The organism is Rhodococcoides fascians A25f, assembly GCF_000760935.2.
GTDB lineage: Bacteria > Actinomycetota > Actinomycetes > Mycobacteriales > Mycobacteriaceae > Rhodococcoides.
Window position 1 is genome coordinate 1,888,977 of sequence record NZ_CP049744.1, and the last position, 26,304, is coordinate 1,915,280.

24 protein-coding genes are annotated in these 26,304 nt (G+C 63.7%); 12 read left to right on the forward strand and 12 right to left on the reverse strand.

Annotated features, from left to right (window positions below):
- Window positions 1-58 precede the first annotated feature (58 nt).
- The 5 genes from BH93_RS09065 to BH93_RS09085 form a co-directional block, all read right to left on the reverse strand.
- On the reverse strand, window positions 59-1,435 hold the full coding sequence (locus BH93_RS09065; RefSeq protein ID WP_037171234.1) for an NAD-dependent succinate-semialdehyde dehydrogenase: 1,377 nt from the start codon (window positions 1,433-1,435) through the stop codon (window positions 59-61).
- 67 nt (window positions 1,436-1,502) lie between these two features.
- Complete coding sequence (locus BH93_RS09070; protein ID WP_242459163.1) at window positions 1,503-2,489, reverse strand: helix-turn-helix domain-containing protein; 987 nt, start codon at window positions 2,487-2,489, stop codon at window positions 1,503-1,505.
- 108 nt (window positions 2,490-2,597) lie between these two features.
- A complete protein-coding gene (locus BH93_RS09075) occupies window positions 2,598-3,080 on the reverse strand; it encodes a hypothetical protein (RefSeq protein WP_052064790.1) in 483 nt (160 codons plus the stop codon).
- Window positions 3,081-3,102: 22 nt separating this feature from the next.
- Window positions 3,103-3,630 (reverse strand): flavin reductase family protein, encoded by a 528-nt coding sequence (locus BH93_RS09080; RefSeq protein ID WP_037171384.1) that lies wholly within the window; start codon window positions 3,628-3,630, stop codon window positions 3,103-3,105.
- A 118-nt stretch (window positions 3,631-3,748) separates the two neighbouring features.
- Window positions 3,749-5,173: an NtaA/DmoA family FMN-dependent monooxygenase gene (locus BH93_RS09085; RefSeq protein ID WP_052064791.1), complete on the reverse strand. Its 1,425-nt coding sequence runs from the start codon at window positions 5,171-5,173 to the stop codon at window positions 3,749-3,751.
- Window positions 5,174-5,792: 619 nt separating this feature from the next.
- Here BH93_RS09085 and BH93_RS09090 point away from each other — a divergent pair.
- Window positions 5,793-8,030 (forward strand): NADP-dependent isocitrate dehydrogenase, encoded by a 2,238-nt coding sequence (locus BH93_RS09090; protein WP_037171236.1) that lies wholly within the window; start codon window positions 5,793-5,795, stop codon window positions 8,028-8,030.
- 162 nt (window positions 8,031-8,192) lie between these two features.
- Here BH93_RS09090 and BH93_RS09095 read toward each other — a convergent pair whose 3' ends face one another.
- Both BH93_RS09095 and BH93_RS09100 read right to left on the reverse strand, forming a co-directional pair.
- A complete protein-coding gene (locus tag BH93_RS09095; RefSeq protein ID WP_037171237.1) occupies window positions 8,193-9,026 on the reverse strand; it encodes an adenylate/guanylate cyclase domain-containing protein in 834 nt (277 codons plus the stop codon).
- Window positions 9,023-10,003 (reverse strand): GlxA family transcriptional regulator, encoded by a 981-nt coding sequence (locus BH93_RS09100; protein WP_037171238.1) that lies wholly within the window; start codon window positions 10,001-10,003, stop codon window positions 9,023-9,025. The genes BH93_RS09095 and BH93_RS09100 overlap by 4 nt, the downstream gene beginning before the upstream one ends.
- A 124-nt stretch (window positions 10,004-10,127) precedes the next feature.
- Here BH93_RS09100 and BH93_RS09105 point away from each other — a divergent pair, with 124 nt between their 5' ends.
- The 6 genes from BH93_RS09105 to BH93_RS09130 all read left to right on the forward strand — a co-directional run bounded on the left by BH93_RS09105 (window position 10,128) and on the right by BH93_RS09130 (window position 16,617).
- The gene (locus BH93_RS09105; RefSeq protein ID WP_037171239.1) at window positions 10,128-10,760 is read left to right on the forward strand and encodes an isochorismatase family protein; all 633 of its coding nucleotides are present in this window, start codon (window positions 10,128-10,130) and stop codon (window positions 10,758-10,760) included.
- Window positions 10,761-10,780: 20 nt separating this feature from the next.
- A complete protein-coding gene (locus BH93_RS09110; RefSeq protein WP_242459164.1) occupies window positions 10,781-11,200 on the forward strand; it encodes an EVE domain-containing protein in 420 nt (139 codons plus the stop codon).
- Window positions 11,201-11,212: 12 nt separating this feature from the next.
- Window positions 11,213-12,109: an alpha/beta fold hydrolase gene (locus tag BH93_RS09115; protein ID WP_242459165.1), complete on the forward strand. Its 897-nt coding sequence runs from the start codon at window positions 11,213-11,215 to the stop codon at window positions 12,107-12,109.
- 98 nt (window positions 12,110-12,207) lie between these two features.
- On the forward strand, window positions 12,208-12,864 hold the full coding sequence (locus BH93_RS09120; protein WP_037171388.1) for a nitroreductase family protein: 657 nt from the start codon (window positions 12,208-12,210) through the stop codon (window positions 12,862-12,864).
- 361 nt (window positions 12,865-13,225) lie between these two features.
- Window positions 13,226-14,839, forward strand: a complete 1,614-nt coding sequence (locus BH93_RS09125; RefSeq protein WP_165712672.1) for an ABC transporter transmembrane domain-containing protein — start codon at window positions 13,226-13,228, stop codon at window positions 14,837-14,839.
- On the forward strand, window positions 14,839-16,617 hold the full coding sequence (locus BH93_RS09130; RefSeq protein ID WP_052064792.1) for an ABC transporter ATP-binding protein: 1,779 nt from the start codon (window positions 14,839-14,841) through the stop codon (window positions 16,615-16,617). Before BH93_RS09125 ends, BH93_RS09130 begins: the two co-directional genes overlap by 1 nt.
- 25 nt (window positions 16,618-16,642) lie before the next feature.
- On the opposite strand, the gene BH93_RS09135 is transcribed toward BH93_RS09130, so the two are convergent.
- Window positions 16,643-17,299, reverse strand: coding sequence for a response regulator (locus tag BH93_RS09135; RefSeq protein WP_037171242.1), 657 nt, complete (start codon window positions 17,297-17,299; stop codon window positions 16,643-16,645).
- Window positions 17,300-17,348: 49 nt separating this feature from the next.
- Window positions 17,349-18,509: a sensor histidine kinase gene (locus BH93_RS09140; protein ID WP_242459166.1), complete on the reverse strand. Its 1,161-nt coding sequence runs from the start codon at window positions 18,507-18,509 to the stop codon at window positions 17,349-17,351.
- 171 nt (window positions 18,510-18,680) lie between these two features.
- Between BH93_RS09140 and BH93_RS09145 the strand changes: the two genes are divergently transcribed.
- Window positions 18,681-19,337 (forward strand): DedA family protein, encoded by a 657-nt coding sequence (locus BH93_RS09145; RefSeq protein ID WP_037171243.1) that lies wholly within the window; start codon window positions 18,681-18,683, stop codon window positions 19,335-19,337.
- 58 nt (window positions 19,338-19,395) lie between these two features.
- On the opposite strand, the gene BH93_RS09150 is transcribed toward BH93_RS09145, so the two are convergent.
- The 3 genes from BH93_RS09150 to BH93_RS09160 all read right to left on the reverse strand — a co-directional run bounded on the left by BH93_RS09150 (window position 19,396) and on the right by BH93_RS09160 (window position 22,393).
- The gene (locus BH93_RS09150) at window positions 19,396-20,463 is read right to left on the reverse strand and encodes a ParB/Srx family N-terminal domain-containing protein (protein ID WP_037171244.1); all 1,068 of its coding nucleotides are present in this window, start codon (window positions 20,461-20,463) and stop codon (window positions 19,396-19,398) included.
- A gap of 139 nt (window positions 20,464-20,602) precedes the next feature.
- Complete coding sequence (locus tag BH93_RS09155; RefSeq protein WP_037171245.1) at window positions 20,603-21,829, reverse strand: MFS transporter; 1,227 nt, start codon at window positions 21,827-21,829, stop codon at window positions 20,603-20,605.
- 33 nt (window positions 21,830-21,862) lie between these two features.
- Window positions 21,863-22,393 (reverse strand): GNAT family N-acetyltransferase, encoded by a 531-nt coding sequence (locus BH93_RS09160; RefSeq protein ID WP_037171390.1) that lies wholly within the window; start codon window positions 22,391-22,393, stop codon window positions 21,863-21,865.
- Window positions 22,394-22,514: 121 nt separating this feature from the next.
- On the opposite strand from BH93_RS09160, the gene BH93_RS09165 reads away from it, so the two are divergent.
- From BH93_RS09165 to BH93_RS09180, 4 genes are read left to right on the forward strand one after another with little or no spacing between them, the layout of a single operon-like run.
- The gene (locus tag BH93_RS09165) at window positions 22,515-23,375 is read left to right on the forward strand and encodes an ABC transporter permease (protein WP_080738898.1); all 861 of its coding nucleotides are present in this window, start codon (window positions 22,515-22,517) and stop codon (window positions 23,373-23,375) included.
- Window positions 23,372-24,091 carry an ABC transporter ATP-binding protein gene (locus BH93_RS09170; RefSeq protein ID WP_037171246.1) on the forward strand — a complete coding sequence of 240 codons (720 nt, stop codon included), beginning with the start codon at window positions 23,372-23,374 and terminating at the stop codon, window positions 24,089-24,091. The genes BH93_RS09165 and BH93_RS09170 overlap by 4 nt, the downstream gene beginning before the upstream one ends.
- Before the next feature lie 28 nt (window positions 24,092-24,119).
- Window positions 24,120-25,166 carry an ABC transporter substrate-binding protein gene (locus tag BH93_RS09175; protein ID WP_052064793.1) on the forward strand — a complete coding sequence of 349 codons (1,047 nt, stop codon included), beginning with the start codon at window positions 24,120-24,122 and terminating at the stop codon, window positions 25,164-25,166.
- 28 nt (window positions 25,167-25,194) lie between these two features.
- On the forward strand, window positions 25,195-26,304 hold the full coding sequence (locus tag BH93_RS09180; protein ID WP_037171247.1) for an LLM class flavin-dependent oxidoreductase: 1,110 nt from the start codon (window positions 25,195-25,197) through the stop codon (window positions 26,302-26,304).

A 26,304-nucleotide genomic window follows, 5' to 3' on the forward strand; every position in this document is an offset into this window, starting at 1 on the left:
TGACCGCGGCACGACAAAGCTCCCCGGACAACTGCCCGGGGAGCCGTGCCAACAGGATCTACTTCGCGGACACTCTGACGAGTTTCTTGTTCACGAACTCGTCCATGCCCCAAGGTCCCAGCTCACGGCCGACACCGGAGCGCTTGACTCCGCCGAACGGTAGGCCGGGCAGGGTGGTGCCGTGTTCGTTGACGAAGGCCATGCCAACTTCGAGTTGCTCGGCGACGTCGCGAGCCTTGTCGAGGTCGGCGCTCCACACCGAGCCGCTGAGGCCGTAGGCAGAGGAGTTCGCCAATTCGATTGCCTGCTGCGGGCTTTCGACCTTGTAGATCACCGCTGCCGGTCCGAACAGCTCTTCGCTGTACGCACGCATGTCCGGGGTGACGTCGGTGAGCAGCGTCGGCTGGACGAATGCCCCCGGTCCGTCGATCTTCTTACCGCCGGTCAGTAGCGTCGCGCCCTTGGCGACGGCGTCGTCGATCTGCTCGATCAACGTATCGGCGGCGGTCTGCGACGACAGCGGGCCGAGGGTGGTGTTCGCGTCCAACGGGTCACCGGTCTGAACGGCCTCGAACGATGCGGTGAGCTTGGTGACGAAGTCGTCGTAGAACTCCTCGGCGACGAGGATGCGCTTGGCGGCGTTGCAGGCCTGGCCTGCGTTGGACAGCCGCGCCCGGGTCGCGGACTCGACCGTGGCGTCCATGTCGTCGGAGTCGAGCATGATGAACACGTCCGAGCCGCCGAGTTCGAGCACGACCTTCTTGAGGTTGCGTCCGGCGGTTTCGGCGACCGAGGTGCCGGCCCGCTCGCTGCCGGTGAGCGAAACACCCTGCACGCGTGGGTCGGCGATCATATCGGCGATCTGGTCGTTGGTCGCGAAGATGTTGATGTACGCGTCCTGGGGGAGCCCGGCCTGCTGGAAGATCTCCTCCATCAGCAAAGCCGACTGCGGGCAATTCGGTGCGTGCTTGAGCAGAATCGTGTTGCCCACCATCAGGTTCGGGCCGGCGAACCGGGCAACCTGGTAGTACGGGAAGTTCCACGGCATGACGCCGACGAGGGCACCCACTGGCTTCCGCTGCAGCACTGTGTCTTCCGCGCCGGGGACGTCGAGCGTCTCGTCCTCGAGCAGCGCGGGTCCGTTGTCTGCGTAGTAGCGGTAGATGTTCGACGACAGCTCCACCTCGCCTTGGGATTCGGTGAGGGGCTTGCCCATTTCGAGGGAGATGGTTCGGGCCAGTTCGTCGGAACGCTCGGTGTAAAGGTCGGCGACCTTGTGCAGAATTTCGGCACGGTGCTTGGGTGGGGTTTTGCGCCACGTCTGGAAACCGGCGTGTGCGTCGGCCAGTGCGCGCTCGACGCCGGCCGCGTCGAGAGTCTCGAATTCCTTGACAGTTGTGCCGTCGGCAGGATTGACAGTTTTGTAGGTCGTCATGATTCGTTCAACGGTCGGGGAGGGGCCCGTTGTTCCTATTCGGGCAAATCGGATGCTCCGTCAGTGGTCAGGAAGGGGCGCGAGGCCCGCCGTCGCGGTGACGCGTCCGGTACTCCATGGGCGTGCAATCGAATTGACGGCGGAATGTACGCGTCAGATGCGAGCTGTCGTAGAAGCCCCACCGGGCAGCGATCTCGCCCAGAGTGACCGCGGGATCGGCAGTGAGGATGTCTCGTATCGCGCCGTTCATGCGTTCGTGGCGCACGCATTCGGAGAAGGTGGTGCCGGCTGCGTTCAGTAGGCGGTACATCGTGCGGGTCGAGATCATCGCCTCGCGCGCTGCGGCGTCGGCGCTGACGCGGCCGGACGGTAGGGCGGTGCGGATGTAGTGGCGCAGCATCATTCGGGTGGCGTTGTCGCGTGTCTCCGAATCGCGGGTGGTCGTCGTCGATCCGGCCACCGCGGTCAGCACGTCGACGAACGATCGATCGAGTGTCGCGAGGGCGACGGGGTCCAGCGTCGTACTCTCTTTCCACAACACCGACATCATCGTTCCCACCAGCGCGCCCGCACCCGCCGTGGTGTCGATGCAGCTTCCCGTCACTCGGTCGGGATTCCACAATTGCCGCGGAATGCGAAACGAGAGCACCTTCCACATATCGCTGCCCTCCGGTTCGCGATACTCCATCCGGTAGGGGCGGGTGGTGTCGAAGACGGTGATCGAGCCGGGGGTGATCAGCGAGCGACGATCGTCCTGCTCGGCTAGGCAGGTCCCTTCCAGTTGCAGGTTGACGAATACGGCGTCCAATGGCGCTCGCGCGACTTCACGTCGACCGTGTGCGAGAACCTGTGTGACCGATGATATTTCGGCGCAGTTGATCACGGCCAGTTCCTGCGAGTCGACCCAGCCCGGGACGCCGTCGGGTACGGAGCTGCGGTCCCGTTGCGAACGGCCTCGATGGGGGGTCAACGGTGTGAATGCCTCGCACACCACGTCACCCCAGTAGCTCACCTGTTCCTGGGGGCTCAGCCCGGACGTGGACCAGTACGGCACGTGGGCCCTCCTCCCGGTGTCGGCGATCAGACCGCTCGACGGTAGATCGCGTGATTGACGGCTGTATTTCCCCGGCGTAACAACCTCGACCGTGGCGGTCGTCGTGCGTCAGGCCGTTCTGCGGTACGTCGATTCGCAGTGGGCTGCCTCGGTGTGCAGCATCGGCAGGACCTCGTCGAGAAGACAGCGTTCGAGCTCGGCACGATGAGTGTCGAGCAGGGGAACGATCGTCACCCCGTCTGCCACGTGTGCTGCCTCGAGGTCGGCGATGAGTCCGGCCAGACCCGACGGTGTGCCGATGTAACAGACGGTCCTGGGGACGTGGACTCGTGCGTCGGCCAATTCCGTGCGCGCTGTTCTCGCGTCGTGCGCTACGTGAACCGCGACGTCGAGAACGACCGACGGCGCATCTGCCGGGCACCCGTGGTCGCTGTGCGCCGCGCGCAGGCGTGCTCGGGCGAGCTGAGCCGTGGCGAGGTCATCTGCCCGGATGCGAACGGTCTCGGCGGCGGGTGGGTCGGTCAGCCACCGTGGGTCCGACTGGTCGGTCGGTGTGAGAGACAGTGCGACAACCATATTCGTGGTGAGCATGAGGGGTCCGTTCGCGTCGAGGTCAGTGAGTGGGTTCGGGTGGGGTCAGGGACCGCAGGGTGGATCCGTGCCATACGAGGGGTTCGGTGTTCGGATCGCTGCCCATGCGGTGCACCTCCATCAGCACGACGTCGTGGTCGCCGGCTCGAATCTCGCTGTGAATGCTGCACTCGAGGTGCGCTGCGGCACCGCCGATGAAGTGCGCGTCGGTCTCGGAGGTGAACGAGTCGATCCCGTCGAATCGATCTCCGGACTTCGAGGAAAGCTGACCGATCGAGGATCGATGGAGTCCACTGAGCACCGACACCCCGAGGCGCGGCGATCTGCGCAGCTTCGGCCAGGTGGTCGAGGTGTGCTGCACGGCGAACAGCACGAGGGGTGGGTCGGCGGAGATCCCTACCTGAAAGGAGGAGGCCACGAGACCGACGGGCACGTCGTCGATGACGGCCGACAGCATGACGATGCCCGACGGGAACAGCGCGAATGTCTTCCGAAGCAGGCTCGTGTCGTCGGAGACGTCGACGAGTGAGAGTGAGGGTGGTGTTGCCATCCGAGTCATGTGTGACCGCCGTTCTGAGTGCTGAAGGTGACTGGTCGAGCGGGGGATGGCCGCCGAGTGCGGCCATCCCCCGTCCTGCAGAGCGATGTGTGAGAGCTGCGGCGACGTGTCAGACGCCGGCGGTGACCCAGTCGACGTGTGTTCCGCCCGTGCCACTGACCTCGGCGTCGCGCACGAAGGCTCCTCGGTACTTGGCGGCTGCGTGCCGATCGGGGAGCTGAGGGCCGATCTCCGGGAACATGCGTTCGCGCAACGTGCCGGATCCGTATTCCTTCTGCGCGAGTCCACGTTCCTGCAGCACCGGGATGACGTAGTCGACGAAGTCCTCCGCCGACTGTGGGAAGTACTGGATGATCTGGTTGACGCCGTCCACGCCCGCGTCCTGCCACTGCTTGAGCTGATCCGCGATCTGCTCGGGGGTGCCCACCATGCGGCTGGCGTACGACAGGGCCCCGACGAGATCGGAGACCTTGGCCTTCTGTCCGTTGTTGGAGTCCTCGAACATGCGGGCGTATCCCTGCACTCCGGACATGGAGGTCTGTTCGATCGGCATGTCCGGGTCCAAGCCGGACACATCGATGCCCATGTCGCGGCCGATGTGTGCGGCCAAGCCCCGATAGCTGATGTCCTCGTCGATTTCGGCGGACTTGCGCCAGGCCTCTTCCTCGGTGGAGCCGACGACGAACGAGAAGCCCTGGATGAACTTGAGGTCACCGGCGTTGCGGCCGGCGGCCACCGTTTCCTTGCGCTGCTCGGCGATTCCCTTGCGAGCTCCCTCGATCGTGGGATAGACGACGAACGTGGCCTCGGCATGACGAGATGCGAACTCACGTCCCACTTTCGACGATCCGGCTTGATACATGACCGGTGTGCGCTGCGGGGACGGGGACGCCATGTGTGGGCCGAGGACCTTGTAACGCTCTCCCTGGTGGTAGATCCGGTGAATCTTGTCGGCATCGGCGTAGACCCCGGCTTCGCGATCTGCGAGCACCGCGCCGTCGTCCCACGATCCTTCCCACAGCTTGTAGACGACCTTCATGTACTCGTCTGCCCAGCGGTATCGCTCGTCGTGCTCGACGATCTTGTCGAAGCCGAAGTTCTGCGCGGCCGAGTGGGTGGCGCTGGTGACGATGTTCCACCCGATTCGCCCCTTGCTCAGGTGGTCCATCGTCGACATCTTGCGAGCGAAGCTGAAGGGGTGCTCGGTGAGGATCGAGCTGGTGAACGTGAGTCCGAGGTTGTCGGTTGCCCCGATGAGGGCAGCGCAGAGAGCAGCCGGGTCGTGACAGGGCATGTGCAGCCCCTCCTCGATGTACGCGTTCCACTTGCCCTCGTACGCGGGATCGATCCCGACAACGTCCGCCAGGAAGAGGGCGTCGTACTTGCCGCGTTCGAGCGTCTTGGCGAGGTCGACCCACGTGTCGAGGGTGTCGAAGTGCACCTGGGTGGTTTTCGGATTGCGCCACAGACCGTGATAGGTGTGCGAGACGGTATTCATCTGGAATGCATTGAAGATCATTCGATTTCTTGTCATGGACGGAAATCTAAACTCGACTTGTGTCGCGTCCATTAAACGCTGAATCCATTGCGTTTCCATCACCTCACCGGTACTTCCAGTGGGTAGTGAGGGAGAACGGATCACCGAACATCATGTGGTGCAACATGATTGGTGGTCCAGCGTCGGGATTGGGCTTTCGTGAAAAGGATATGCAAAAGCCGCACCCTGCTCGTGTTTTTCGGCAGATATGCGGCGTTCTATCGGTAATGTGCATCCCGGATAATCGGGTTACGGAAAGTCGGTTTCGGCCGGTGCAGCGGTACTTTTGCCTAGCCTGTTGTCGGAGGAATTCTTTCTCGTGGATTTGCGTGCGCCCGGTTCACGGCGGCGGTCGTGGGGGTGTGCGCTCCATGGTGCCCGCCCAGTGCGATGTCTCGATTGTAAAAATCGGCCATCTTTTTGTACCGGTGCGCCATGCCGGTCGATCCGGGCCTGGGGAGGTGGGTCTGCCGACCTGCAGAACTGCTACTGGTCAGTAACTTCGGCGCGTGGATGGAGTGATACCCCACTGCCCCGCACAGCAGCAGATTCGACCATTAAAGTCGAGGTTGGACGCATCCAAAAGACGACGTTGAAACTGAGGCAAAGGCGAAACATGACAGCGAAGAAGCCGACCATCATTTACACCCTGACCGACGAGGCGCCCATGTTGGCGACTCACGCGTTTCTGCCGGTCATACGTTCTTTCGCCAGCGCGGCCGAGATCAACGTCGAGTCGAGTGACATCTCCGTTGCCAATCGCATCCTCGCCGAGTTCCCCGATTACCTGAACGAAGACCAGCGAGTGACCGACAACCTCGCCGAGCTGGGCAAGCTGACGCAGCTGCCCGAGACCAACATCATCAAGCTGCCGAACATCAGCGCTTCCGTGCCGCAGTTGCTCGCTGCCGTCAAGGAGCTACAGGACAAGGGCTACGCGATCCCCGACTTCCCCGGCAACCCGAAGACCGACGAAGAGCGCGAGATCCGCGACCGGTACACCAAGTGCCTCGGCAGCGCGGTCAATCCTGTTCTGCGTGAAGGAAACTCGGATCGCCGCGCGCCCAAGGCCGTGAAGGAATTCGCGCGCAAGCACCCGCACAGCATGACCGAGTGGTCGATGGCGTCACGCACCCACGTCGCGCACATGCGCGAGGGCGATTTCTACCACGGTGAGAAGTCGACCGTGGTCGACGGCGACCGCGAGATCAAGATGGAGCTGCTGCCCGCCGACGGCGAGCCGATCGTGCTCAAGGAGAAGGTCTCGCTCACCGACGGTGACGTCATCGACTCGATGTTCATGAGCAAGAAGGCGCTTCTCGATTTCTACGAGGCCGAGATGCAGGACGCCTACGAGACCGGCGTCATGCTTTCGCTGCACGTCAAGGCGACGATGATGCGAGTTTCGCACCCGATCGTCTTCGGCCATGCCGTCCGCGTGTTCTACAAGGACGCGTTCGCCAAGCACAACGAGATCTTCGAAGAGCTCGGCGTCAACGTCAACAACGGCCTGTCCGATCTGTACACCAAGATCGAGACGCTCCCGGCGTCCAAGCGCGACGAGATCATCGAAGACCTGCACAAGTGTCACGAGACCCGTCCGGAGCTTGCGATGGTCGACTCCGCTCGCGGCATCTCGAACTTCCACTCGCCCAGCGACGTGATCGTCGACGCATCGATGCCCGCGATGATCCGCGCCGGCGGCAAGATGTGGGGAGCGGACGGTCGTCCCAAGGACACCAAGGCCGTGAACCCCGAGTCGACCTTCTCCCGGATCTACCAGGAGATGGTGAACTTCTGCAAGACCAACGGCCAGTTCGATCCGACGACGATGGGCACCGTTCCCAACGTCGGCTTGATGGCGCAGAAGGCCGAGGAGTACGGCTCGCACGACAAGACCTTCGAGGTACCGAAGGCAGGCGTCGCCAACATCACTGATATCGCCACCGGCGAGGTGCTGCTCACGCAGACCGTCGAAGAGGGCGACATCTGGCGTCTGTGCATCGTCAAGGACGCTCCGATCCAGGACTGGGTCAAGCTCGCCGTGACGCGTGCGCGTGAATCCGGAATGCCGGTCGTCTTCTGGCTCGACCCGTACCGCCCGCACGAGAACGAGCTCATCGGCAAGGTGCGCAAGTACCTGAAGGATCACGACACCGAGGGCCTCGACATCCAGATCATGTCGCAGGTTCGGGCCATCCGGTACACGATGGAGCGTCTGGTCCGCGGACTCGACACCATCTCGGCCACCGGCAACATCCTGCGTGACTACCTCACCGACTTGTTCCCGATCCTCGAACTCGGCACCAGCGCCAAGATGCTCTCCATCGTTCCTCTGATGGCAGGCGGCGGACTGTACGAGACGGGCGCGGGTGGCTCGGCTCCCAAGCACGTCAAGCAGCTCATCGAGGAGAACCACCTGCGCTGGGATTCGCTGGGTGAATTCCTGGCTCTGGCAGTCAGCCTCGAAGACCTCGGCACCAAGACCGGCGACGTCAAGGCGACCATCCTGGCCAAGGCACTCGACTCCGCCACCGGCAAGCTGCTCGAGAACAGCAAGGGCCCGTCGCGTTCGACCGGTGAACTCGACAACCGTGGCAGCCAGTTCTACCTCGCGCTGTACTGGGCGCAGGAACTGGCCGAGCAGACCGAGGACACCGAGCTGGCCAAGCACTTCGCTGCGCTGGCCAAGACGCTGGCCGACAACGAAGAGAAGATCGTCGCCGAGCTCAACGAGGTCCAGGGCAAGGCAGTCGACATCGGCGGCTACTACTACCCCGACCCTGAAGCCACCGCCGCTGTGATGCGTCCGTCCAAGACCTTCAACGAGGCTCTGGAGTCGGCGAAGCAGTAGTTCTTTCTGGCTCACCCCCATCAAATGAATGGTCCATTCACGCGCTCAGACGTTGTGAATGGGCCATTCATTCGTATTGGGGTGCAACAACATTCGGTCCACAGCCCGCCCCGGTTGGGATCAATGCGACTTTCACGCGCTCAGACGTACTGAATGGCGCGTTCATTCGTTCAGGGCGACCTCGGCAGCCGGCAACACCGGCAGCGTCACCGGATACAACTGGAAACTTCCGCTCATTCCCTTGAGTTCGACGTCGCGGGGCGTTCCGAGACTCAGATCATGCGCCGCGCCGATTGCATTGCGCACCGGTTCGCTGACCAAAATCTCACCGCCATCGGCCTGTCCTGCGACGCGTGCTGCCATGGCCACGTTGAGTCCGAAGAGGTCGTCGCCGCGTCGCACCGAACTGCCCACGTGCACGCCCATGCGGACGCGGATGCGGTCCCACCGATCGGGGTTCTCCAAGAGCGCTTCCTGCACCTTCACTCCGCAGCGCACCGCCTGCGCTGGGTCGGAGAAAGCGATCATGTATCCGTCGCCCTGGCTCTTCACCACGTGACCGCCGTGGTCGTCGACGTGTTTGCGGATCAGCTTGTTGTGCTTCTCGAGCAGTTTCACCCAGCCGCGGTCGCCCAGTTCCTCGTTGCGTGCGGTCGACCCCTCGATGTCGGAGAACATCACCACGATGTCGCCGTCGGCGGTCATGCGTGCCAGATCGGGGCGTTCCACCTTCGCCCAGCCGGCGAGATCCTCGACTGAGTTGCGGACCGTTGCGCCGAAGCCCTTGTTGATGAGCAAGTCCGTGGTGTGGAAGGCGGTTCTGATAGCGAAGGGAACCAGGCCGCGTCGCTTACGGCGTTGCTGGGATTCGAGAGCGCGGTCGAGTGCTCGGCGCGTGTGCTTCAACTTTCGGCGCGAGACGATCAGGACCACACCGAGTGCGATGATGGCGGCGAGCTCTACTCCGGCAACTATCCACAGGATCACGTCGCTCATCCTTGCCTGTCGACCGCACCTGTGGGCGCACAACCGACGGCGAATTGCCGTCGATATGCCGTCGGTGTCACCGCGAATGCCGAGCGGAAGTTCTGACGCAGAGTGACGGTGCTGCCGAATCCGCACAGGGCAGCGATGTTCTCGATACTGCGATCGGTCGTTTCGAGCAGGCTTCGCGCTTCCTCGAGTCGTTTGTCCAACACCCAGCGGGCCGGCGTGGACCCCGTCTCGAGCTGGAACTGACGGATGAAGCTGCGTCGGCTCATGCGCGCGTGTTCGGCCAGTCGCTCGATGGGCATGGGCTCGTCGAGTCGCTCGAGTGCCCAGCTCTGTACGTCGGCTATCGCGGTATCGCCGGATGCCGCGATGACCGGCCGTTCGATGTACTGCGCCTGACCACCGTCGCGATGGGGTGCGACCACCAGGCTGCGCGCCACACGCGTGGCGGCAGCCGAACCGAGGTGCTTGCGGACTATGTGCAGACAGGAATCGATCGATGACGCGGTTCCCGCAGAGGTCATCACGTCTCCGTGGTCGATGTAGAGAACCGACTCGTCGACGCCGGCGTGTGCATTTCGCTCCCGCAGCTCGGTCATCTTGGTCCAGTGTGTGACTGCGGGGCGGCCTGCGAGTAGCCCGGTGTCTGCGACGGCGAACGAACCGAGGCACAGGCCCGCGATCTCTGCGCCTCGCGTATGTGCTCTGCGGAGTGCGTTCGAGAAGTCAGTGCCTATGTGAGGCAACGACTCCGGCCACGATGTCACGATGACGATATCGGCCCAGGCGACGGTATCGGGCCCTGCGATCTCACCGACCGGAAACCCCTCCTCGGTGCGGATCGAACCGGCTTCGTCGGACCACACTCGCGTCACCCAGTCCGCGGCGAGCCCGAGTCGGGTCACCTCGCCGAACACCATCAACGGCGCAGCGAGGTGGAACATCGTGATGCCATCGAACACATAGAGCGCGATGCGCATGGCCGACTCCGATCTCGAACGTTGGCGCAAATCCATCGAAAGTATGCATCCGTGCCACTCGTGAACGCAAGGTGTGCACCGGAGGATGAGAAGCGACCGAGAACGTCCACTGAGGGAGAACAGCATGACCGCACCGCGCAGGGCACTCATCGTCATCGACGTCCAGCAGGAGTACTTCGAGGGAGTGCTGCAGATCCAGTACCCGCCGCGAGACGAGTCGTTGGCCAACATCGTCCGCGCCATCGAAGCGGCTGTGGCGCAGGAACTTCCCGTTGCGATCGTGCAGCACGAGATGCCCGAGGGCGCACCGGCCTTCGTGAAGGGCACCCCGACATACGAGCTGCACCCCGATATTCAGGCCGTCGTGCAGCCGTCCTTCGAGCGGGTCGAGAAGAAGTACAGCAGCGTGTTCGCTGGAACCGGCGTCGCGAAGTGGTTGCAGGGCAACAACATCGACACTGTCACGATCGTCGGCTACATGACCAACAACTGCGACCTCGCCTCCAGTGCCGACGCCGAGGCGCTGGACCTGACCGTCGAGATCCTGTCCGACGCCACCGGCGCGATCAACCTCTCCAACGAGGCGGGCACCGTCTCGGCCGAGCAACTGCACAAGGCTCTGATGGTGCTCCTTCAGTCGAACTTCGCGGCGGTAGCGTCGACAGGTCAGTGGATCGACGCCGTCAAGGGTGGAACAGCTCTGACGGCAAGCAATTTGGTGGTCTCGGCAGCTCAGGGTAACGACGCAGTGGCCTGACGCTCGGTACGCTGGCTGCGGTGACCGTACGGGCGATTACCGACCACACGCTCGGTGCGTGGGTGATCAAGTGCAATCCGCACAAGACCGATCTGGCACCGATGGTCGAAGCCGGACGTGCTCACGAGCACTGGTGCGTCGCCGACAACTACCGAACGCGTCTGATGGCACCCGGGCAACCCGTGCTGTTCTGGGTCAGTAGCCATCCGCGACGCGGGATCTGGGGTGCGGGTCGGTTGACCGGCACCCCGGTCCCCGGCCCGCAGTGGAAGGTCTCGACCAACATCACTCTGTTCGATGAGCCGATCCTCGCGTCGGATATTCGGTCCATCGAGGAGCTGTCGATGCTCGAGGTGTTTCGATCGCCGCAGCAATCCAACCCCTCGTGGGTCGACGCCTCCGCGTGGGCAGTGATCCGCCAGATGCTGCCTCTCGAATGATGTGATGGCGTCATGACACTGGAGGACGAGCCGACACTGCACGGAATGTTGGATGTAGGGGATGGTCAACGCATCTACTGGGAGCAACGGGGTCCGTCCGACGGCGTCCCGGCGGTCTACCTGCACGGCGGACCAGGCGGGACCCTGAACGCCAGTCAGTTTCGTCGACACTTCGACCTGTCCCGTGTTCGCGCAGTCGGATTCGAGCAGCGCGGGTGCGGACGGTCCACTCCGCACGCGTCGGATCCCTCGACGTCGTTGGCTACCAACACCACTGCGCACCTGATCGCCGATATCGAAGCCCTGCGTGATCACCTCGGCATCGACGCCTGGATCGTCAACGGCGCGTCCTGGGGATCAACCCTCGCCGTCGCCTACGCCCTTGCACATCCGACGCGTGTCCTCGGCATTGTCTTGTGCGCCGTCACTACGACCGGTCGTGAAGAGGTCGACTGGATCACCGAGGGCGTCGGCGCGATCTTCCCCGAGGCGTGGGATCGTTTCGCTACCTTCGCCGAGCAGGCCGGCGTCGGCTATGGCCGCGGGCACGGTCGAATCGTCGACGCCTACGACCGTCTGTTGAATTCATCCGACCTTGCACTGCGCGACAGTGCATCCCGAGAATGGGCATTGTGGGAAGACGTCCACATTTCGATCGGCACCGGCTGTATCAGACGCGATCCCAGGTGGGAGGATGACCAATTCCGGCTGGCCCTTCGTGCGGCTGACGGCGCACTACTGGTCGCACGACGGGTTCTGCGATCCGCCTCTCCTCGATCGTGCCGGCGGTCTACGCGATGTCCCGGGCGTCCTGATCCACGGCCGACGCGACGTATCCGGACCCGCCCTCACTGCGTGGCGTCTGCACCGGAAGTGGCCCGGATCGACACTCATCGTCGACGAGGGTGACGGGCACGGGGGCAGGTCCATGGCCGCGCAGTGGGACGCTGCGAACGAGGAACTGGTCGATCGGGCCCAGAGGTGACCGCATGGTGCATGATCGAGAGGTGACTTCCTTCCCGATTGTCGATCTGACTCCCGACGAACTGCTGACCACGACGCGCACCGTCCGCAAGCGCCTGGACCTGACGCGGCCGGTGCCGATTGAGCTGATCAAGGAATGTCTCGAGATCGCGCTGCAGGCACCGTCCGGCTCGAACAAGCAGGGGTGGCAGTGGGTCGTCGTCACCGATCCTGATCTTCGTGCCCGCATCGGTGCGATCTACGGCGAACTGTTCGCCGAGTATCAGGCATCGAAGCATTCCGCTTCGGCCTTGTTCGCCGACGATCCGGAACGTGCCTCGGTGCAGAAGCGCGTCGGAGACAGTGCCGGATGGCTCGGCGAGCACATGGGTGAAGTTCCGGTGCTGCTGATTCCGTGCATCCAGGCCGGCAAGACGCTTCCGGCAGGAAACCAAGCGGGACTGTGGGGTTCGCTGCTACCTGCTGTGTGGAACTACGCATTGGCCGCACGCGCTCGTGGCCTCGGAACGGCCTGGACGACAATCCATCTCGCGAAGGAAGCCGAGATCTCCGAGCTACTCGGCATCCCCGAGGGATTCCACCAGGGTGCGCTCATTCCAACGGCGTACTACACGGGTGAGACGTTCAAGATCGCTCCGCGGGATCCGATCGAGACGGTGCTGCACGTCGATCGCTGGTAGTCGAATCGGCTCGGCGCAGCTGTGTATTCGGCGAACAACGACAAACAAGACCGATCGCGTCGGCGTGGAATATGAGGTTTGCGCTCACTGGGCGGTTATCGACAATTGGGTGTTTTGTCGCCAATTAGGCTTTGCACGTATCGATTTCGTGACGCTTGGCTGCGAGTCGACGCGATCGGCGGTAGCAGGCTGAGCAGAGTTGATGGCGTATGTTGAATGCTGGGAAGGATTTGGTCCGTTCGAGCAGATCGGCGGGTGCGTCACGGGCAGTTCAGACTACGAGGCAAAGACCGGCGACAGCGCAGCCATGCACCACCGGAAGCGGTGTCTCGGGCGCCTGATACCCGGATCGTCTTTTGCCGTGTTCGATGGTGTCCATATTCTGCGGCGACTGACACTGGCGACTTCTTTCGCCTGCTGCTGGATGCTGTTCTTCGCGCTAACTCCATGGTGGATCGGCAACACCATCGACGCAATTGTTGCGTCGAGTACGACCGTCACGGACATCGTGCACCGTTGTGCCGTGCTTTTGGCGATCGCCGCCGGTGGCGCGGTGGCGATACTTGCCGAAGAACGCACCAGCATGCTCCTCCGTGTCGAGTGCGAAGTCTCGCTCATGCGTGTGCTGTCGAGGCGGACGTCCAACCTGGGAGTTGCACCATCGGCATACAGCGCCGTCAACCTCGGCATGGTGGATATCAGCAGCGTCGCCAACGGGGTTTCCGCACTCGCTCGCGGCATCGGCGGGCTGATCGCGGTGCTGTTGGTCGGGGGCGCCATGCTGGCCACGTCGTGGCAGCTCGGCCTGGTAATCCTGGTCGGTGCGGTCATCGCACTGATATCGAACGATGTTGTGCTGCTGAACTATCGGCGTCGTCAGGTGACGCAACGCAAACGAAGTGACGACCTGACGCAGGTTGCCCGAGACATCGGTGGTGGTGCCAGGGTAATCCGAGGTTTGGGCGCTGCGCAGACCTTTCTACAGCGTTATGCTGCGTCGTCTCAGGCGCTTCAGCGATCCGGAACCGATCTTTCGAAAGCCGATGCGCAAGCGTCGGCATTCCGAGGGGTGGTGTCGGGAATCTATAAGATCGTCACTGTCGCCGTCGGTGCGAAGCTGGCGCTGTCGGGCACGATCACGGTGGGCAACGTCGTCACCGCATACGGGTACACCGTATTTCTGAGCAATCCGCTGAACTACATCATGCGGGCTCGTCAGCTCAGGGCAGCCGGCGTCATTTCGCAACAGCGAATCGAAGAATGGTTGGCCGACAATCCCATCAGTCATACACCCGCAGTTCGTCAGCAGGACTTCCCTGCAGCGTTGAAGCGGCTCGAGTCGGTAATCGGCGCGTCGATCACCCCAGGCGCATACACGGGCGTGACGTCGTTGGATGTGCGCGACTGGCACGCCACCAGCCTCGAACTCGCCAATGCCACCTTTGGTCGGCACCAGACGGTTCAGATCGTGGGCACCGAAGATTATTTGTTCTCCGGAACGTTGCGTGAAGTACTTACTCCACCATGTGACGGTCTGGGCGACAACGGGTTCGAGGACGTCGAGCGGCAACCTTCGGCGGTGGCAGCCGCGATGGCATCCGACATACTCGCGGCCCTTCCGGATGGCGTCGATAGTGACATGACTGCAGGTGCGATGGAGTTTTCGGGCGGCGAGCGGCAGCGCCTGCGGCTTGCCAGGGCGCTGAGTACTGCACCCGAGGTGCTTGTTCTGGTGGATCCCACGGCTGCGTTGGATGTCTCTACCGAGTCCGCCGTCGTGTCGCGTATCCGTGAACTGCGTGCCGGCCGGACGACAGTCGTTCTGACACACAGTGTCCCGCATCTGGTGCACGCCGACCGAGTCGTCGTGCTCGGGGGTGCAGGAGACGACGTCGCCGCTGTGGGCACGCACCGAGACCTTCTGCAATTGCCGGAATATCGAGGGCTGGTCCGCCGGCTGCGAGGTGAAGCGTAGTGCCCGCATCGGTGATTCCTGTTGCGGATCGGTCCGAGGTCCGCCGCGCAGCTGTCTTCATTCTGCGTCGGCATCGGAGCATGGCGCTGGCGTCGCTGTTGGCGTACGCCGCGTCGGTGGCGGCTGGACTGCTGTCGCCCTACCTCCTCGGCCTGGTGGTGGATCAGGTTCGGAACGGGACCGATCGAGTGTGGGCGATCGCAGGCTGGATGCTGGCCGCGTTGGCGATCGAGGCCGTCACGCTGTGGTTGGCCACGTACCTGTCCGGCGCGCTGGCCGAGACGATCGCGGCAGAACTCCGGGAGGACGCCATCAGGTCGGTCCTCGCGGCACCGTTGGCGACGGTGGAAGCGATTCCTGTCGGCGAACTACTCAGCCGGGTGACCAGGGATATCGATGCATTGGTGCGGGGCACTCGTAATTCGTTGCCCGCGGTGATCGTCACCTCTCTGATGATGGTGATGACGCTCGGTGCGATGGTCCTACTCGGGTGGAAATATCTCGTTGCGTTTCTGCTGTGCCTGCCGATCTTGATTCCCGTGACCCGTTGGTTCCTGCGTAGATCCCGCCCCGCCTTCCTGGCGAACCAAGCTGCAAAGGCTGTCGCGACGCAGGTATTGGCAGAGTCCGGTGCCGGAGCCCCCACCTTGGCTCGGCACGGCTGGGGGTCGTGGTGGGACAGGCGGATCGTCGACGCCTGCAACGACGTCCGCGATGCTGAACGGGGCGTTTTGCGATTGCAGTCGACCTTCTGGGTGATCGCCGATTTCGGTCGCACTGTTCCGATTGCCACGGTGCTGCTACTCGGCGGGATTGCTTACCTCCACGATGCAACGCCACTTGCTGCAGTGACGGCCGGAGCTTTGTACGCGCAGAATTTGGCTGTTCACATCGACACCGTGCTCGCCCATCAGAATCAACTCCAGGTAGGCGGGGCGGCGTTCGCTCGCATCTTGGGCTTGCAGGGATTTGTTCACAGCAGTGCCTCCGGAAAGGTACTGGAAAGCCACAATATCGACGGTCGCACTTCCGTCGACACCACTGCCGATCTCATCGTGTCGGAAGTGTTCTTTTCGTATCCCTGCGATCCATCCCGCGGGTCGGTCCGTGACGTACTGAAAGGCATCACGCTGACGGTCCCCGCCGGTCAGCGAGTTGCCATCGTCGGGCCGTCAGGCGCTGGGAAAACTACCTTGGGACGGGTGATCTCGGGACTCGATGCCCCTCGATCCGGGGGTGTTCGGTACGGCGACGTTCCGCTGGCGGAATTGCCCTCCGAGGTAGTGCGTCGAACGGTGGGAATGCTCTCGCAACACTCTTTCGTATTCAGTGGCAGTGTTGCCGACAACCTGCGCATTGCCGCGCCGACGGCTAACGACGAGAACCTCGCTGAGGTTCTGGCAGCAGTAGGCGCGGCGAGCCTGCTGAACACTTTCATGTTGGACCGGCCGATTGCGGAAGGACCACGGCCGCTGACTCCTGTCGAGGAACAGCAGCTTTCGTTGGCGCGCATGGTGTTGGCGAAACCGCAGGTGGTCGTTTTGGACGAGGCAACGGCGCAGTTCGATCCGCTCACCGCTCGCCATCTCGAAACAGCGGTCCGGCAGCTCCTCTTCGGAAGTACCATCATCACCATTGCGCACCGGCTGCGCATTGCGCAGGACGCCGATCGGGTCTTGGTCATGTCCGCTGGTGCGATCGTGCAGGACGGCACTCATGATCAGCTCATCGCCCGTGACGGCCCGTACCGCACGCTGTGGTCGGACTGGGAAAACTGACGACTGTTCAGCCTGGATCCGCCACCTACGGATCGCTGTGACTGCGCAGGTAGGCCACCACAGCCATGACGCGTCGGCTCATACCGGTGGAGTTCGCCAATCCGAGTTTGTCGAACACAGCGTTGATGTGTTTTTCGACCGAGCTCACCGAGATGTACAGATCGGCCGCTATTCGCGCATTGGTGAGACCTTGCGCCATCAGCTCGAGAACACCGCGCTCTCGGGGAGTAAGTCGTTCGAGTGGATTCGATCGCGTGGAGCGTGACAACAGCTGTCGCACCACTTCCGGGTCGAAGGCGGTCCCGCCGTCGGCAACCCTGTTCAGAGCGTCCAGAAACTCGTCGACTTGCGCGACGCGGTCTTTCAGCAGATATCCGACCTTGCCTCCGGATCCGCTGATCAGCTCTGCCGCGTAGCGGTTTTCGACGTACTGGGAGAGTACGAGCACCGCCACGTCCGGCCATCGATCGCGAATCGTCAGTGCTGCCCGTAGTCCCTCCTCGCTGTGATCGGGAGGCATCCGGACGTCGGTGACCACGATGTCCGGACGATCTTGTTCCACGGCGGCGAGGAGAGCATCGGCGTCGCCCACGGACGCGATCACGTCGTGGCCCTCGTCGACCAGCAGGCGCACCAGACCCTCACGCAGCAACGTGGAGTCCTCGGCGACGATCACCCGCACGGGACGCTCGCCGTCACGACAGTCGGGCCGCCGACCGGGCTGTGCACGGTCAGGATGCCGTCCATTGCCGCGACACGACGGGACAGTCCGGACAGGCCGGACCCGCACGGGTCGGCCCCGCCGGCCCGTCGTCGACGATGGTTGCGAGAACGCGGTCGAACCTCTGATGGGTCACGGAAACCTCCACCAGTCGAGGCGAGGCGTGCTTGGCTGCGTTGGTCACCGCCTCCGAGATGACGAAGTAGAGAACCGTCTCCACCGCCGGACGTAACGTCTCCGTCAGTTCGTACGTGAATCGGACAGGGACACTTGCCCGTTCGGCCATCGTCTCGACCGCTGTGTGCAGACCGGCCTGATCCAGCGCGATCGGGTACACCCGGTTGGCGACCTCGCGCAGCTCGCTGATCGCTTCCTGGGATGCGACGTGGGCTTGGGTGAGGAGCTCGTGCAATTTCTCGGGTTCTTCGGCGCGACGAGCCCGGCCGATCAGCATCCCCACCGCCACCAACTGCTGCTGCACACCGTCGTGCAGGTCGCGCTCGATGCGGCGGCGTTCGTCGTCGATGGCATCGACCACGTGATCGCGGCTGCTCGTCAGCTCGGCCACCCGCTGGTGCAGCAACCGATCCGACTGCCGGCCGAGTACATGGACGGCGAACCAGCGGTCCAGCGAGCCCACCCCGGCCACCCCGACAACCGCGACGAAGATCAGGAGAGTTCCGGGCAGCGACACCAGCGCTACGAGTCCACCGTCGACCCGGTCGGAGTTCTCGACCAGCCCCCAGCTGCCGTTCAGGATCCACGCCGAGACCATCGAGCCGGCCACGAAGACACACAGAATCAGGAAGAGGACCACGCCGGTTCCGAGCAGTCCGATCGTCCAGCGCACACCGAGATACCAGCGACAGCGGCGAGGTGTCAGCACGTCTGTGTGGAGTGTGCCGTGAAAGCGCGTGATCCGCCGAATCTCCCACTCGCTCAAACCAAGTGCGCCCCGATCGACTGCAGCCCTCAACGGCAGTCCCCACCGACCGAGGACGCGCGCCAGCGCGAGGGCGAGTACTGCTGCCACGGTGAACAGGAGGGCCGGGACCGCCGTGACGCTACCGAGCAGAACTCCGGTCAGTGCCGTGAGCCAACGCCGCAGAACCGAGCTGATCGACATTCGATCCGCCAGGTCGGGTGGGGACACGCCATGGTTTGCCAGCACTCGAGCAGCGTAACCGAGCGTGGGGCCGCTGATATTGCGGAAAACCGCAAGGTTTCACGGAGGCAACCCCAGTCATGTTCGACGGTATTCCTCGATGTCCCGCAGTCAGGAAGTTCATAGCGTTTTCAGCGTCCTTCCTGACACACGACACCGACGAACAGGGGAATTGCAATGTCCAACTTACTGATTGCTGCAGCTGCCGAAACCGAGCAACTCGACGGGCTGGCCGGATGGGCGGTCGGTGTCATGGACGCGCTCGGCGGCCCCGGTGCCGCCGTTGTCGTCGGCGCCGACAACCTGTTCCCGCCGATCCCGAGCGAACTCGTTCTCCCACTTGCCGGGTTCTCGGCCAGTCAGGGAGTGTTCTCCTTCGGTGCCGCGCTCTTCTGGACGACGCTCGGCTCGGTCCTGGGCGCGATCATCGTCTACGCGGTGGGCGCACTCATCGGACGTGAGCGCACGCGAGCACTGGTGGCGCGGATCCCACTGATCAAGGCCAGCGACTTCGACCGAACGGAAGCGTGGTTCGCCAAGCACGGATCGAAGGCAGTGTTGCTGGGCCGCATGGTCCCGCTGTTTCGCAGCTTCATCTCCCTGCCGGCCGGAATCGAGCGGATGGGAATGACGAAGTTCCTCGTACTCACCACAATCGGCAGTCTGATCTGGAACACCATTTTCGTCACCGCGGGCTATCAGCTGGGCGAGAACTGGCACCTGGTCGACGCGTATGCCGAAATCCTGCAGAAGATCGTCGTCATGACGGTCGCGATTGCTGTCGTCGTCTTCGTGGCCTTGCGGTTGCGGTCTCGCCGCCGGGCCGGTCTGTGACGCCGGCCCGGCGACATGACTTGGATCTACCGCGACGTGGGACTGACGCGACGTGGAACTAGCGGGGCAGTCCTAACTTGTACTGCAAGGCGTAGGCCAGTTTGCCGGGCTTGGCGTCCGAGTACGGGGCCGAGAGCTTCCCGAATTCGCCCTTGGTGGCTGCCTTCCCGTCGTTCCATGCGTCCAGAGCGCCGAGTTCCGCTGCGGTTCGGCCACTGTCGATCACAGTGTCTTTCGGGGCCGCCACCTGAGCGCGGGAGACAGACTCGACGGTGTTCAGGTAGCTCGCCAGGTTGTTGCTGTCCCAGCCGCTGATATCGACAGAGCCGGAGTCGCGAACCCATGCACCCCAATAGAATTCCTGGAAGGGGATGGTGCCGGGGGTGAAGCCGATGTCGCGGGCGAAGTACATCAGGCTGCGGTACTTGTCGTTCTGGAACTTGGCGAGGCCGACTCCTGATGGAAGCTGCTCCACGGGAACCTCGTTGCCGTCGACGTCGTAGTTCCATACCCACTTCTCGGCCTTCATTCGCGCCCAGAAATCAGCAGGGCTCAGGTCACTGAGGTTCGCGACCACCCGCAGGCGAAGGTGCAGATTCGGTCCGCCGTCGGCCGTTTCGTAGAACGAGGTGAGCGTGTGGTGCCCGTCGGTCAGGTACGGCACACCGCCCGGCCCGATGACGACCGTCTTCATGGGCGCGATGGTGTCGGGCGTTTCCTGGCCGACGGGGACGGTGCAGGTGAACGACGACGGATTGTCCAGTCGGGCATCGGGCAACGCGGAGGCGGCCTCTTCCTGGCCGTTGGCCTCGCACCAGTCGTCGAATTTCTTGTTGATCTCGTCTTTGCCGAGGGTGTACCGACCGAGCTTGTAGTACACCTCGTCGTACCCGAGCGACGGTTGCGTCGCATGCACTTCGCCGATCGGGAGGTCGAGAAGCTCACCGGCTTCGGCACATTGGTAGCCGAGGCCTGCGGACGATCCGGTCGGGATGAGGTCTGCGACCTGACACAGCGGCGACGCGGTCCGGGCCGGAGCGGCCGTGGCAACGCCGCCCATGGACGCGGAGACGACAGAGACCAGTGCGAGTGTGCCCAGTCGGGCAGCTCTACGAAGCGAGGCCATTCGTGAAACTCCTATGAGTGCGAGTGAAGTTCCCCGGAGACTGTCGCACTCCGGTCACCGGCCGATGTCGCGGAACCGAACCACAGATGGTCTGGAGGTGAACGCACCACATCGCAGACACAGCCCTGGGATGGTGGTGTCAGAACTCGGCTTCAGGGTGCCGCAGTGGCGAGAATGCCACTATGGCTGCGGCGATGGCGAATACGACGATGACGCCGATCAGGGTGGGTCGTTCACCGATCATGCTGACCAACAGGCCTGCGATCACGGCACCGACGGCCGCCATGGTGCGGTTGACGGAGCGACTGGCGGCATTCACACGCCCGAGCGGCTCATCCGGGGTCAGCGCTTGCCAGTACCCCATCTCGTTCGCGTTCTCCGCTCCCGCCGCGAGGCCTTGCAGGCCGAGGGCTGCGAAAACCAGAACATGGCCGACCGTTGTATCGGTTGCGAGGGCTACGAGAATCCAGGCGAGGGGATACAACGTGCGGGCGAGGATGACTGCTGGACCCGAGCCGATTCGCTTGCCAAGCGTGTGGGCAATGGATGCTCCGAAGAGGCTGGCCGCACCGAACGTCGTCAGCAGCAATCCGTAGGTGTCGGCGCTGAACCCGAGTGAGCGAAGCGGGAAGAGCGACAGCACGGTCAATGCGGCTCCGTTGGCGAGGAACCACACGTGTGTCGAGACAGCGAGCGGGTTGAGCGTGCGGTGGCGATACGTGAACTTCAGACCGTCACGTACTTCGCGGGTCAGGTTGCGGGCGGGAGCAGTAGGTCGAGGCTCGTCCACATCGAGACTGGAATTGAGTGCTGCATCGATGAGATAGCTGATGGCATCGACGGCAATCACCAGGGGAGCGCCGATCAGGCCTACGAGTCCGCCTCCGACTGTCGGTCCCAATGTTGTTGCTGCCGCGTCGGCTTGGTCGAGTCGAGCGTTCGCCTGCACCAGTTGACTGCGTGGCACCAACCGAGGCAGCAACGACTGCATCGCAGCGAATCCGAACACCGAGAAGGATCCGTACAAGAGCAACACGATGATCAGTACCCAGATGTGAAGTAGGCCTGCGAGCCACAGGAGCGGTACAGCGCCGAGCGTCACTGCGCGGCCGACGCTGGCCCACACCAGAATCGGCTTGCGACGCCACCGATCGACGTACACCCCGGCGACCAACCCGAGTACCGCGTAGGGGATGAACTGTGCAGCGTTCACCACACCGACCTCGAAGGGTGTCGCGTCCAGAAGCTGCACGACCAAGATGGGCATCGCAACCGCTGTCACCGACGAGCCGGCCGAGCTGATCACTGCGGCCGTCAGAAACCGGCGAAACGACGAACGACGGCCCGGCGTCGAAACGTCACTCACGGGTTCTACTCACGATGCCTCCGCACCACCGACTCAGCGATCTTCGCGCAACATCGCGTAGACGAGGGTGTCGGTCCATTCACCCTTGCACCACCAGTTCTGGCGGAAGTGCGCTTCCTGACGCATCCCGACCCGCGCCGCCAACCGGGCCGACGCGTCGTTGCGGCCATCCAGCTGTGCGCTGATCCGGTGAATCTGGGGTAGCGAGAACACGTGCTCGACCAGCGCGTTCACTGCCTCGGTGGCGTATCCGCGGCCCGCGACGTCGGGGGAGAACGTCCACCCGAGCTCGACGAGGGCCGGGGATCCGTCGACCAACCATGCCTCGACGTTGCCCACCACCGTTCCCTCGTGTTCGACGACCATCGCGAGTGCCTGGGTGTGCAGTCCTGATCGCTTCATCCGTTTGCCCACTGCCGCAACGGCATCGGCGTGTGTCCACGCTTCGTGCAGAAGGTAGCGGCAGACTTCCGGGTCGCTGTAGTACGCGAGAATCCGGTCTGCGTCGTCGGGTTCGTACAGACGAAGGGTCAGACGCTCGGTGTGGATGGGCTCGACAGTCATAAGGCCGATTCTGCCCGACTTGCATTCACGCTGATTCGAACCCTGGTCGTAGACCCCGGTGTGATCGAAGGTGAGTAGTCGAACCTGCTCACACTCAACCGGAAGGCCTGTACCCATGGTCATGACGTCGTACGCCGCTCCCGCGGGACCCGTGGACACGCGCGTCGGCGATGCCTCCGACATCGGCGCCACACCCGTCTCGCCGAAAGACTCTGCGTGGCAGCGGTACCGATGGACGGTGCTGCGCGCCCTGTCACCGGTTGTCCTCCTCGTCCTGTGGCAGATCGCCAGTGCTGCCGGAGTCCTCTCCGAACGAGTGCTGCCCGCACCGTCACTGATCTTCGACGCGGGTCTGGAATTGCTGCGCAACGGTGAATTGGCCGACGCGCTGGCTATTTCCGGAACGCGTGTTGTTCAGGGACTCCTGCTCGGCGGGCTGATCGGGGTTGCGCTCGGAGCGCTGGTCGGGCTGTCGAAGCTCGCCGAGGCAACCGTCGACCCGCCGTTGCAGATGCTGCGCGCGTTACCGCACCTCGGCCTGATCCCGCTGTTCATCCTGTGGTTCGGGATCGGCGAGACTCCGAAGATCCTGCTGGTCGCTCTCGGAGTCGCGTTTCCGCTGTACCTCAACACGTTCTCGGCCATCCGTCAGATCGATCGCGACTTCCTCGACACGGCCGTCGTACTCGGGTTCTCGTGGCGTCAGCGGTTCACCACGATCATCCTGCCCAGCATCGCCCCACAGTTGTTGGTGGGACTTCGACAGTCGTTGGCTATCGCCTGGTTGTCGTTGATCGTGGCCGAGCAGATCAACGCCGAATCCGGACTGGGCTACATCATCAACAATGCGCGGGACTTCCTGCGGGTGGACACCATCATCTTCGGACTCGTCGTCTACGCGCTCATGGGAATCGCCACCGACGGCATCGTTCGAATCCTCGAAAAGCACGCCCTCCGTTACCGATTGGATGCCCGATCATGACCACGACAACCACGTCCGTCGCCACCTTGCACGGCATCGACAAGTTCTACGGCTCCAGTCACGTGCTGAAGGGCGTCGACCTGTCCATCGAGCGAGGCGAAATCGTGTCGCTGGTCGGACGATCCGGCTCCGGCAAGTCGACCATTCTGCGCGTCCTGGCCGGACTGTCCACGGACCACACGGGTGAGCGGCATGTCGCCGGACATCCCGCGGTGGCGTTCCAGGAACCACGTCTGTTTCCGTGGCGGTCGGTCCGGCAGAATGTGTCCTACGGTCTGAACACCGCGGGCGTGACGGGCAACGAGGCACTGATCGCCGCGGATGCCACCCTCGACGAGGTAGGTCTCGCCGAGAAGAGGGACGCATGGCCACTCACACTGTCGGGTGGTCAAGCTCAGCGCGCAGCACTGGCGCGGGCGTTGGTGGGGGAGCCCGAACTGCTGCTCCTCGACGAACCGTTCGGCGCGCTGGACGCACTCACGCGGCTCACCATGCAGTCGCTCTTGCTCGATCTGTGGGGACGGCACGGCTTCGGCATTCTGCTGGTCACCCACGACGTCGACGAGGCAATCGCCCTGGGGGACAGGGTGGTGGTGCTCGACGGGGGTGCCGTTTCCGAGACCGTCCCCGTCGACCTGCCTCGTCCCCGCGACCGGGGAACAGCCGGATTCTCTCGCATTCGCACTCACTTGCTCGGCGCTCTCGGCGTCCACTGATTTTACTGATACGAAGGATCTTTCACGCATGTCATCACCCGCTCGACACCGATCTCTGCGCGCCCTCAGCGTGCTGGCCGCCCTGTCCCTGACGGTCGTCGGACTCACCGGCTGCGTCTCCCGTGGCAGCGACACCGCGACCACCGAAGCCCCGGCACTCGTCTCCAACGACCAGCTCGCCACGGTCACCCTCGACGTCGGCGACCAGAAGGGTGGCACCGAGGCGCTGCTTCGCGCATCGGGGGAGCTGGACTCGGCTCCCTACGATGTCGCGTTCTCCACCTTCACCTCCGGCCCGCCTCAGGTGGAGGCCGCAACGGCCGGCCAGATCGACTTCGCGGTTACGGGCAACACGCCGCCGGTGTTCGGTGTGGCAGCCAACGCGCGCATCAAGGTCGTCTCCGCCTACAGCAACGATGCGAGTGGGGATCAGATTCTCGTGCCGGCAGATTCGACTCTCGCGTCGTTCGCAGACCTGCGAGGTAAGAAGATCGCAGTGGGCAAGGGAAGTTCGGCGCACGGCCATGTGCTGCTCCAGCTGCAGAAGGCGGGCTTGACCACCGACGACGTTCAGCTGGTCTTTCTCCAGCCCGCCGATGCGCTGACGGCATTCACCTCCGGTGAGGTCGATGCCTGGGCGATCTGGGATCCGTTCACCGCGATAGCGCAGGTGCAGAACGGCTCGAAGACGCTGACGACCGCCGAGGGCGTCGCCAACGGTTACGGCTTCGGTATCGCCTCGCAGCAGGCATTGGACGATCCCGCGAAGAACACTGCCCTCCAGGACTTCGTGGTTCGTCTGGCCAAGGCGTCCGCATGGGCGGAGGCCAATCCGGCCGAGTGGGCGGCGGCGTACTCCGCGGCCGTCGGAATCGACCCGGCTGCGGGTGAATTGGCGCAAGGACGAAGCCAGCGACCCGCAATTGCATTGGACGACACTGTGATCGAGTCCGAGCAGGCGCTCTTCGATGCGTTCGTCAAGAGCGGAAGTATCCCCGGCGGCAACACGTTCGCAGACTTCGTCGACACGCGGTACAACGACGCCATCGCCGACGCGACCGCCTCGACCAACTGATCACCCACCACGTCGTAGGAGTTCACTCGTGACCGCACGCATCTTCTGGTTTCTCCCCACCGCAGGCGACGGCCGCTCCATCGTCGGCGCGTCCCACGCATCCGGCAACCTCCGCGAACCGGTCGGGTTTCGTCGCCCGTCGCTGCGCTACCTCACCGAGGTCGCCCAGGCCGCGGACCGACTCGACTTCGAGGGTGTGCTGACCCCGACGGGAACGTGGTGCGAGGACGCATGGCTGACCACGGCCGCGTTGCTGCAGAGCACCCGACGGCTGAAGTTCCTCGTCGCCTTCCGCCCCGGCCTCACACCGCCCACGTTGGCGGCGCAGCAGGCCGCGACGTTGCAGCGGTTCTCGGAAGGGCGTGTGCTGTTCAACATCGTCACCGGTGGCGACGACGTCGAACAGCGTCGGTTCGGGGATTGGATCGATCACGATCGGCGCTACGCCCGTACCGACGAGTTCCTCGGACTCGTGCATCGAATCTGGACCGAGTCGTCGGTCGATCACGAGGGCGAGTTCTTCAGGGTCGCCGACGCTCGGGTGTCGGAAGCGCCGGACCCGTTGCCCGAGTTCTGGTTCGGTGGTTCGTCCGATCCCGCTCTGGCCGTCGCCGCCAAGCACGTCCAGACGTATCTGACGTGGGGTGAGCCGCCCGCCGACGCTCGCGCCAAGATCGAGAAGGTACAGGCGCTGGCGGATGCCCAGGGCCGCAAGCTGACCTACGGCATCCGGCTGCACACCATCAGCCGCGACACGTCCGAAGAGGCGTGGGCCGTCGCGCAGAAGCTCCTCGACGAGCTCCCCGAGGAGCAGGTGTCCCAGGCACACGCGCTGCACTCGTCGTCGCAGTCCGAGGGCCAGCGGCGGATGGCGGCCCTGCACGGTGGCAGCAAGGACTCGCTCGAGATCTACCCAAACCTGTGGGCCGGTGTCGGCCTGGTTCGCGGCGGTGCGGGTACGGCTCTGGTGGGCTCACACGAGGAGGTCGCGAATCTCATCGGGGAGTACCACGACGCCGGATTCGACGAGTTCATCCTCTCGGGCTACCCGCATCTCGAGGAGGCGTATCACTTCGCCGAGGGAGTGCGTCCCATCCTCGACGCGCGCGGAATCACCGTTCCGGCGCGCCGGGTGTAG